Source organism: Acinetobacter sp. HA (assembly GCF_000264725.1).
Taxonomy (GTDB): Bacteria; Pseudomonadota; Gammaproteobacteria; order Pseudomonadales; family Moraxellaceae; genus Acinetobacter; species Acinetobacter schindleri.
In genome coordinates this window covers 1-9,685 of sequence record NZ_AJXD01000068.1, presented here as the reverse complement: position 1 = coordinate 9,685, position 9,685 = coordinate 1, and the positions used below count along the sequence as shown (strand labels likewise).

At 40.7% G+C, this 9,685-nt stretch carries 7 protein-coding genes, 2 rRNA genes and 1 pseudogene; 9 read left to right on the top strand and 1 reads right to left on the bottom strand.

The window, feature by feature from the left end; translation table 11 throughout:
• From HADU_RS11000 to hisC, 9 genes and pseudogenes are all read left to right on the top strand, one after another.
• Positions 1 to 383 (top strand): 23S ribosomal RNA (locus tag HADU_RS11000); the annotation flags it as partial.
• Between the two features lie 183 nt (positions 384 to 566).
• Positions 567 to 681: ribosomal RNA gene (rrf, locus tag HADU_RS10995) — 5S ribosomal RNA — on the top strand.
• Positions 682 to 939: 258 nt separating this feature from the next.
• A pseudogene (locus HADU_RS10990) lies at positions 940 to 2,390 on the top strand (RNA polymerase factor sigma-54).
• Positions 2,391 to 2,567: 177 nt separating this feature from the next.
• Positions 2,568 to 2,900: a ribosome hibernation-promoting factor, HPF/YfiA family gene (hpf, locus tag HADU_RS10985; RefSeq protein WP_004814456.1), complete on the top strand. Its 333-nt coding sequence runs from the start codon at positions 2,568 to 2,570 to the stop codon at positions 2,898 to 2,900.
• A gap of 132 nt (positions 2,901 to 3,032) precedes the next feature.
• On the top strand, positions 3,033 to 3,284 hold the full coding sequence (gene ibaG / locus HADU_RS10980) for a BolA family iron metabolism protein IbaG (protein ID WP_004814457.1): 252 nt from the start codon (positions 3,033 to 3,035) through the stop codon (positions 3,282 to 3,284).
• A 7-nt stretch (positions 3,285 to 3,291) separates the two neighbouring features.
• Positions 3,292 to 4,548, top strand: coding sequence for a UDP-N-acetylglucosamine 1-carboxyvinyltransferase (gene murA / locus HADU_RS10975; protein ID WP_008306355.1), 1,257 nt, complete (start codon positions 3,292 to 3,294; stop codon positions 4,546 to 4,548).
• Positions 4,548 to 5,249 (top strand): ATP phosphoribosyltransferase, encoded by a 702-nt coding sequence (gene hisG / locus HADU_RS10970; protein ID WP_008306353.1) that lies wholly within the window; start codon positions 4,548 to 4,550, stop codon positions 5,247 to 5,249. The genes murA and hisG overlap by 1 nt, the downstream gene beginning before the upstream one ends.
• A gap of 184 nt (positions 5,250 to 5,433) precedes the next feature.
• Entirely contained in the window at positions 5,434 to 6,735 is a 1,302-nt protein-coding gene (gene hisD / locus HADU_RS10965; protein ID WP_081399010.1) for a histidinol dehydrogenase, read from the top strand.
• Between the two features lie 182 nt (positions 6,736 to 6,917).
• Positions 6,918 to 8,009: a histidinol-phosphate transaminase gene (gene hisC, locus HADU_RS10960; RefSeq protein WP_008306349.1), complete on the top strand. Its 1,092-nt coding sequence runs from the start codon at positions 6,918 to 6,920 to the stop codon at positions 8,007 to 8,009.
• Between the two features lie 80 nt (positions 8,010 to 8,089).
• Here hisC and pabB read toward each other — a convergent pair whose 3' ends face one another.
• Complete coding sequence (gene pabB / locus HADU_RS10955) at positions 8,090 to 9,421, bottom strand: aminodeoxychorismate synthase component I (protein ID WP_004891544.1); 1,332 nt, start codon at positions 9,419 to 9,421, stop codon at positions 8,090 to 8,092.
• Positions 9,422 to 9,685: the final 264 nt, after the last annotated feature.

The following is a 9,685-nucleotide window of genomic DNA, read 5'->3' as shown; positions in this document are numbered from 1 at the left end:
TGGGGCTGAAGCAGGTCCCAAGGGTATGGCTGTTCGCCATTTAAAGAGGTACGCGAGCTGGGTTTAGAACGTCGTGAGACAGTTCGGTCCCTATCTACCGTGGGCGCTGGAAATTTGAGAGGATCTGCTCCTAGTACGAGAGGACCAGAGTGGACGAACCTCTGGTGTACCGGTTGTGACGCCAGTCGCATCGCCGGGTAGCTATGTTCGGAAGGGATAACCGCTGAAAGCATCTAAGCGGGAAGCCTACCTCAAGATAAGATTTCCCTGTGACTTTATGTCACCTAAAGAGCCGTTGAAGACTACGACGTTGATAGGTTGGATGTGGAAGCATAGCGATATGTGAAGCTGACCAATACTAATTGCTCGTGAGGCTTGACTATACAACACCCAAACAGTTGTTGTATAACGCTCAATTGATTTCATATTGATCTAACGATCAAACAAAAACTTGATTTAGTGAACGCTAAAGAACAAAATACTGCAACTCAGATATTATCTGTTAAACTCATTTGACCAAGCATTGGCATCTAAATAAGACCAAACGCAAAGTCATAAACAGTTGTGCTGGCGACCATAGCAAGAGTGAACCACCTGATCCCTTCCCGAACTCAGAAGTGAAACCTCTTAGCGCTGATGGTAGTGTGGGGTTTCCCATGTGAGAGTAAGTCATCGCCAGCTCATTATTCTAAACACCCTCTGTCAAATGACAGGGGGTGTTTTTTTATGTAATTTTTTAATTTATTTCGAATTTTTAAAAGCAAATAAGATCATTTGATAAAAATAAGATACTAATTAATATTAATATTTAAAATGAATAGCTTAAATAGTGCATAAAAAATACAAGGAATTGTATGTAATTTAACAAATCTATGTTATAAAAAAATAAGCGGCATAAAAATTGCTTATAAAGCGCGGTTTGAATAATGAGGGGTAACAATGAAATTATCAGTGGGCTTAAAAGTTGCGAACTCGCTGTCATTAACTCCACAATTACAGCAAGCAATTCGATTATTGCAACTGTCGAGTCTAGAACTTGAACAGGAAATCCAGTTACAGTTAGATAGTAATCCTTTACTGGAAAAAGTTGAAGAACAATCAAATTTAGAAAGTTTATCTACTTCTGAAGTTGAGCATGACCAAAAAGACTTAACCAATGAATTGAATGCAGATCATTTGCCTGATGATTTGCCTGTGGATACTGATTGGGATGATGTATATACCCATCAGCCCACTAGTTTAGGTGCAGCTGAATACGAAGAACGTGAGGATAATCGGCAGGGACATTTAAGCCTGCAGCAACATCTGATTGAACAGGTAAATCTGCTACATTTTTCTAAAATTGATAAGTTGATTGCACATTGCATTATCGACTCCTTGGACGATAAGGGCTTTCTTGAAGTCGAAATTTCGGAAATTACCACCTCAGTTCAACACTTGTTACAAAGTATGGGCTATGAGGAGGAAATTGAAGATGATGAAGTCCTTGTAGTACTCAAACATATTCAACGATTAGAGCCTATTGGTGTCGGTTCGCGCAATTTGGCTGAATGCCTGATGGTTCAGCTAGATAATTTGTCCGCTTCCACACCTTGTCGTAATGATGCGATCAAGCTGCTACAACACTATGAACTGCTCATTACCAATGAATTACCTCGGCTGATTAAGCAAACTGGTTTGAATCCAGATCAGTTGCGCTGTGCAGTAGATTTACTTAAAACATTAAAACCCCATCCTGGTCTGGAATTTGAAGATCGCGAATCTGATTATCAGGTGCCCGATGTTGTCGTGTTGAAAAAGAATGACTGCTGGCAGGTAATGTTGAATCCTGACGTGATGCCAAAACTACGTGTAAATTCTTTTTATGCCAATATGATCCGTCGTGCTGATCAAAGTGATGACAATCAATATTTAAGAAACCAGATGCTGGAAGCAAAAATTTCATTAAAAGTATCGATGAACGTCATAAGACTTTGTTAAAAGTAGCCACTTGTATTGTCGAACACCAAAAAGCTTTTTTAGAAATTGGTGCTGAAGGGATGAAACCTCTAGTATTACGTGATATTGCTGAAGAAGTTGAACTTCATGAATCTACTGTTTCTCGGGTAACAACCAATAAATACATGCTGACACCGCGTGGCCTTTTTGAATTGAAATATTTCTTTTCCAGTCATGTCGGTACGACTTCGGGTGGGGAAGCATCTTCAACTGCGATTCGTGCCAAGATTAAGAAATTGATTTCTGAGGAAAATATACGTAAGCCGTTGTCGGATAATGCAATTGCCAATATGTTAAAAGAGGAAGGTATTGATGTAGCAAGACGTACAGTCGCTAAATATCGTGAATCGTTACATATTCCTTCATCTTCTGAACGAAAGGTCTTGATCTAAGTTTTAAAATCTGACTATTCTAGAGATTCATCATGACACTATGATGAATCTCTTTTTCTTTTGAGGAACCGTAAAATGATTTGATCCAATTTCTGAACTGTAACCTTGCATTGGTTATTGTCATCGAATCATTTGACTGTGACTCGTCTAATCCTAACGAAGTTGAGGGATAGAACTATGCAAATAACAATTCGTGGACATCATTTATCTATTACGCCAGCAATTGAAGATACTATAAAAACAAAGTTCCAGCAGATGACTAAACATCTGGATCAAGTGAACAGTATGCAGGTTAAACTTTCAAAAGATCATCAGATTGATAAACGCTCTAAAAAAGGAAGCAGTAATCATATTGCGGAAGCGATTATCAGATTACCGGGAATCGAATTTTTTGCGCATGCCAATGCCGATGATATGTATACCTCGATCAAGCTTTTGACAGAAAAATTAAAAAAACAAATTGATCGATATCGAAAAATGAACCTGAATTATCAGCCATTGGCTTTATAATCGGGCAGAATGGAAAAAGAGGTTTTTAAAAGCCTCTTTTTTATATATATAATGTATGTGACTAATGAATTATTTTTTTATTTATAGTAAAATGATCCGTTTTACACCCTTAGTCCTATAAGAGGTCTTGTGATGAATAATGAACAGCTCGCTGAAATCTTAAAAGCCGCGTTCCCAGAGGCTGACATTGCTGTGAGTGGTCAGGGCGGCAAATATGATCTCCGTATTGTGGATGATCAATTCGATGGTAAGCGACCAGTTGCTCGACAACAAGCTGTTTATGCTCCTCTCAATTCTTATATCGCCAGTGGTGAAGTCCATGCCGTAACAATTCGCGCAATGACCAAAGAAGAATGGCGCAAAGCAAGCTTATTTGGAGCTTAATAGATTAATGGATAAATTTTTAATTCAGGGCGGCAATAAGCTCGAAGGTGAAGTGCGTATTTCCGGTGCGAAAAACGCAGCACTTCCACTACTGGCTGCAATGATTCTTGCAGATACTCCCATTACCTTGACCAATGTGCCTAATCTGAAAGATGTAAACACACTGGTTAAACTTATTGCCGGTCTCGGGATCACCATGAAATATGAAGGTGATACTGTTGTTGCGGATACTTCAACCCTGGATAACCAGTTTGCACCATATGAGTTAGTAAAAACTATGCGTGCATCCATTTTGGTGCTTGGTCCATTGCTGGCGCGCTACGGTAGTGCACAGGTGTCTTTACCTGGTGGTTGTGCGATTGGTTCTCGTCCTGTTGATCAGCATTTAAAAGCTTTGGAAGCGCTTGGTGCTGAAATTCAGGTTGAAGCTGGTTATGTCCATGCCAAAGTTGATGGTCGTCTGAAAGGTGGCGAAGTTGTCTTTGACATGGTGACTGTGGGTGGTACCGAAAATATTCTAATGGCGGCTGTGCTGGCAGATGGCGTAACGACAATCCGTAATGCAGCACGTGAACCTGAAATTACCGATCTTGCGCAAATGCTGATTAAAATGGGTGCCAAGATTGAAGGTTTAGACACAGATACGCTGATTGTCACTGGTGTTGAAAGACTACACGGCTGTGAATATGCTGTGGTTGCTGACCGTATTGAAACCGGTTCATATCTGGCAGCTGCTGCGATCACGGGCGGTAAAGTAAAAACAACGAATACAGATCCAAACCTGCTTGAATCAGTATTGGAAAAATTTGAAGAAATGGGTGCAGAAGTTACACGTGGTGACGACTGGATCGAACTGGATATGATGGGTAAACGCCCGAAAGCTGTCAGCTTCCGTACTTTGCCGCATCCAGAATTTCCAACAGATATGCAGGCTCAGCTAATGGCAGTGAATGCAATTGGCCGCGGTTTTGCGACAATTTCCGAAACGATTTTTGAAAACCGTTTCATGCATGTTCCTGAATTGGCTCGTATGGGGGCAAATATTCAGGTTGAAGGTAATGATGCTGTGGTGACGGGTGTGGAAAAACTTTCTGCAGCACCAGTGATGGCGACAGATTTACGCGCTTCATTCTCTTTGGTATTGGCAGCGCTTGCCGCTGAAGGGGAAACAGTGATTGACCGTATCTATCATATTGACCGCGGTTATGAAGATGTCGAAGCGAAGTTACAAGGTTTAGGCGCCCAAATTAAGCGAGTAAGTTAATGAGCGATATGAGAAACGATGATCCAAACTTTGACGTAATGGGCAATTTTGATCATGGTTTAACTTTAGCATTAAGTAAGGGCCGTATTTTAAAAGAAACTCTACCGTTACTTGAAACGGCAGATATTAACCTGCTGGAAGACCCGGATAAGTCTCGAAAGCTAATTTTCCCGACAACCCATAAACACGTTCGTATTCTGATTTTACGTGCTTCTGATGTGCCAACCTATGTTGAAAATGGCGCAGCAGACATCGGTGTGGCAGGTAAAGATGTGTTGATGGAGCATGGCGCGCAAAATGTCTATGAGCCATTAGATCTAAAAATTGCCAACTGTAAACTGATGACAGCAGGCAAGGTTGGTATGGAACGTCCGAAAGGCCGTCTCAAGATCGCGACCAAATATGTAAACCTGACTCGTCAGTACTATGCAAGCTTAGGTGAGCAGGTTGATGTGATCAAGCTTTATGGTTCTATGGAACTTGCACCATTGGTGGGTCTGGGTGATTATATTGTTGACGTTGTCGATACTGGTAATACCCTTCGTGCTAACGGTCTTGAGCCACTGGAAGAGATCTGTAAAGTATCTTCACGTTTGATCGTCAATAAAGCCAGCTTTAAGCGTAAACAAGCGTTGTTAAATCCAATTTTGGCACAGCTTGAACAAGCCGTTGAAGCACGTGAACAATCGAAAAAAGCTTAATTTTTATTGTTCTAAAAGACCGTCTGCAAGGACGGTTTTTTTATATTCAGAATTTGATAGAGAGTTTAGAGAAATCATCAATTTTGCCGAATGCTATTTCCAATAAAACTCATGCTCAAGAAAGTAGATAGATAACCACAAAGCCTGTTAAAACAGGTAAACTAATCTTTTCCATATCAACCTTGTGGGTAAATTGATGCGACGTTTATCGACTCAAGATCAAAACTTCAAGCAGGTATTTGCTGACTTGTTAGCTTTTGAAACAGTGAGTGATCCTGAACTTTTAAAAACCGTAGATCAAATCATTGCTGATGTGCGTCAGCATGGTGATGCTCATGTTCTTAAACTTACTCAGCAGTTCGATCGACATCCAGCGCATCAATTTTCAGATCTGGAACTGACTCAAGAACAATTGAAAGCTGCCTTTGATGGTTTAACAGTTGAAGTGCGTGAAGCTTTAGAACTCGCTGCCAACCGTGTACGTGAATTCCACCAAGCACAAAAGCAAGATGGCTGGACCTATGTCGATGCTTTAGGTAATACCTTAGGTCAAAAAGTCACACCACTTGATCGTGTGGGTATTTATGTACCGGGCGGTTTGGCATCGTATCCATCTTCAGTATTGATGAATGCAGTACCTGCCCATGTTGCAGGTGTACCTGAAATTATTATGGTGGTACCTGCGCCAAATGGTGACTTGAATCCATTGGTACTTGCAGCAGCATATTTGGCAGGCGTGACCCGTGTATTTACCATTGGTGGTGCGCAAGCGGTTGCAGCATTAGCCTATGGTACAGAAAACATTCCATCTGTAGATAAAATCACAGGCCCCGGTAACCGTTTCGTTGCTGCGGCAAAACGTGCGGTATTTGGTCAAGTCGGTATCGATATGATTGCCGGACCTTCTGAAATTCTAGTGTATGCAGAAGGTGAAAATAATGCTGAGTGGCTGGCAATGGATTTATTGTCACAAGCTGAGCATGACACGGTTGCGCAAGCAGTATTCATTACACCTGATGAAGCTCTGTTAAATGCAGTCGGCGAATGGATTGAAAAACACTTAGAAGCTTTACCAAAAGCTGAGATCGCACGTACGTCTATCGAGAACCGTGGTGCATTAGTTTTAGTGAAAGACCGTGCGGAAGGTGCTGAACTCATTAACCAAGTGGCACCAGAACATTTGATGCTGTGTTTAGATGAAGCCGAAGAAATGGCTGAAGATATTCGTCATGCTGGTGCCATTTTCGTGGGTCGTTATACGCCTGAAGCGATTGGTGACTACTGTGCAGGTCCAAACCACGTATTGCCAACCTCAGGGACAGCACGTTTTTCATCACCACTGGGCGTATATGATTTCCAAAAACGTTCAAGTCTGATTATGTGCTCTGAACAAGGCGTGAAAACTTTAGCGAAAACTGCTGATATCTTGGCGCAAGAAGAAAATCTTGATGCACATGCACGTTCTGCACGTTATCGTTATCAGTAATTAAAAATATAAAACCTCTCCCTAACTCTCACTTGCGTTTCATTTTAAAGCAGTGCTTTAAAACTTGCTCAGGAGAGGGAGATTACATGATTGAATTAATTATCTAGTAAAGCAATATGTAAGAGTTTGGAGATCCCTCTCCCTTCGGGAGAGGTTAGGAGAGGGCTAATAAGAGAACAAAGATGTCAAAGATCACTATAGAACAAATGCGTTTTTGGAGTCCTGAAGTACGTGAGCTTGAGCCGTACACACCAGGTGAACAGCCTAAAATCCAAAATCTTTTAAAATTAAATACCAATGAAAACCCATATCCACCGTCACCAAAAGTGGTGGAAGCAGTGCAGAATGTCTTGGCAAATGGTGCGGATGTTTTACGTTTGTATCCTGACCCTGATGCCTCTGAACTGAAGCAAGCGATTGCGAAACAGCAAAGTGTGCCCGTTGAGCAAGTCTTTGTCGGCAATGGTTCGGATGAAGTTTTAGCGCATATTTTCAAAGCATTCTTCGTTCAAGAATTGCCATTGCTCTATCCAGATATTACCTACAGTTTCTATCCAGTTTATAGTCAGTTCTTTGGGGTGAAAACCAAAGTTCTGCCACTCAATGATGATTTTGAAATTGTAGTCGATGACTATAAACAGCCAAATGGCGGCATCATTATTACCAATCCAAATGCACCAACCAGTATTGCACTGGGTTTATCTGCAATTGAAGAAGTGCTTCAAGCTAATCCAAATTCGGTTGTGGTGATTGATGAAGCCTATGTGGATTTTGGTGCTGAATCAGCAGTGAGTCTGGTTGAAAAATATGAGAATTTGGTGGTCTGCCAAACCACCTCTAAGTCCCGCTCATTAGCAGGTTTACGTGTTGGTTTTGCGATTGCGCAGCCACATTTAATTGCAGCATTGGAAGCGGTTAAAAACAGCTTTAATTCTTATCCAATGGATCGTTTTGCCATTGCAGCAGCAGTGGCTTCTTTTGAAGATCAAGCATACTTTGAAGCGCAAAATGCCAAAGTGATTGCGAGCCGTGAGAAATTAACAGCACAACTTAATGAACTTGGATTTAAAGTCTTACCATCAAGTGCTAATTTCATTTTTGCATCACTGCCAAGCAAAGATGCAGGCGAGTTAGCGACTGAATTGCGTGAGCGTGGAATTATTGTGCGTTATTTCAATAAACCACGTATCAATCAGTTCTTACGTATTACCATTGGTACAGATGAGCAAAATCAACGTTTGATTGCTACATTGAAAAATGAGATTTTAGTTTAAGTGAATCTATCCCTTGCGGAGCAATGCTCATCAAGGGGAGAGATTCATAAAAAAACGACTCAATTGAGTCGTTTTTTTATTTATTCAGGTGTGTACCAAGTATTGAGTAGATTCAACATAGCTTCGACTTTATCAAAACATTCCTGATATTCGGCATCGCAGTCTGATGAAATGGTAATCCCGCCACCAGCCCATAGTGACATCTCATTTTGGTATTTCTGTATTGAGCGGATCAGAATATTCCAGGAACCAGTTCCATCAAAATTAAAATACCCCATTGAGCCACAATATGCACCTCGTGGCGCATCTTCAAGTTCTTCAATAATCTGCATGGCACGGATTTTAGGTGCACCAGTAATAGATCCGCCAGGAAGGGCGGACATTAAAACATTAAATGGATTTACATCTTTTTTTAATGTAGCTTGTACCTCACTAACCATATGATGAACTTGATTAAAGCTTTCAATATTGAACAGCTTTGGTGTTTTAACTGAGCCAGTTTCCGCATAAACACTTAAATCATTACGTAATAAATCCACGATCATCACATTTTCAACTTGATCTTTCTCAGAATTTTTTAAGGTCTGTTTGGACTGCTCATCCAATATTGGATCTATATAACGCGGCATCGTGCCTTTGATCGGTTTGGTAATAATCCGTCGCTCAGATTGAAACTCAATAAACAGTTCTGGTGAACAACTTAACAGCTCAAACTCACCTACGCGTAAATAACCAGCATAAGGTGCATTGGTTAGCTGCCAAAATTGTTCTGCTGTAGCTAACACAGAGCCTTTAGCTTGTGCTGAAAATTCTTGAGTCAGGTTGATCTGATAACAATCACCAGCTTTGATATATTCCTGAACCTGACTGAAAGCCTCCTGATAAGCCGATTTATTCCAACGCGCTGTACATGGAGAAACTAAATTAAATTCAGACTTATCCTGGAATTGATCAAGTAAAGCCTGAATCTGCTGAAAAATATGTTTCGCTTGAGGATCACTACTTTTAAAAATCCATCCTTGAGGGTTGAGTTCTAAATAAGTAGAGAATTGCCCAATAAAAAGTGCTGGCTGCTGGCGCTGTCTATAATGAACTTGCTGCTGAGCTGCGTAGTCATAAGAAATGAATCCTACAAAGCCGCCATTAAATCTTGTAGAGTCCGAGGTTGATTTAGACGTGAAATTAATAGTTAAATCTGGCGCAACGACTTCATACTGATTAAAAGAAACAGCCTGATAAGTTTGTATAATATCATCCTGTATAACTGTATAACGTTCAGCACAGCAGGCAATAAATGGCGTACCGTTGTCATATAAATATACAGCATGATCCAGGGAGCGCAATGCTTCCAAAATGGCATGCGGGGAACTATTTGAAGCAGACAGGAGATGTTGAAAAGTTAGGCTATGCATTCAGTTTAAAGCATTCAAGAGACTGAGATGATTCTATCTCAATTATCAAGAAAAATGAGGTAGAACTTGTATATACCGTTTATCGGTGAATAACGAAATGCGACCAACAACAGTTGAACAAAAAATGACACGCAGCTAATTTAGGGGGGCGAGCAAATCACTCAAGGATTAATTGTTCGTGCTGTCGTAAAATAAAAATACATCATGGACAAAGAGTGATTCACAACGGCTTTGTTGCACAAACCTATCTGTAAAGGCTTTTTT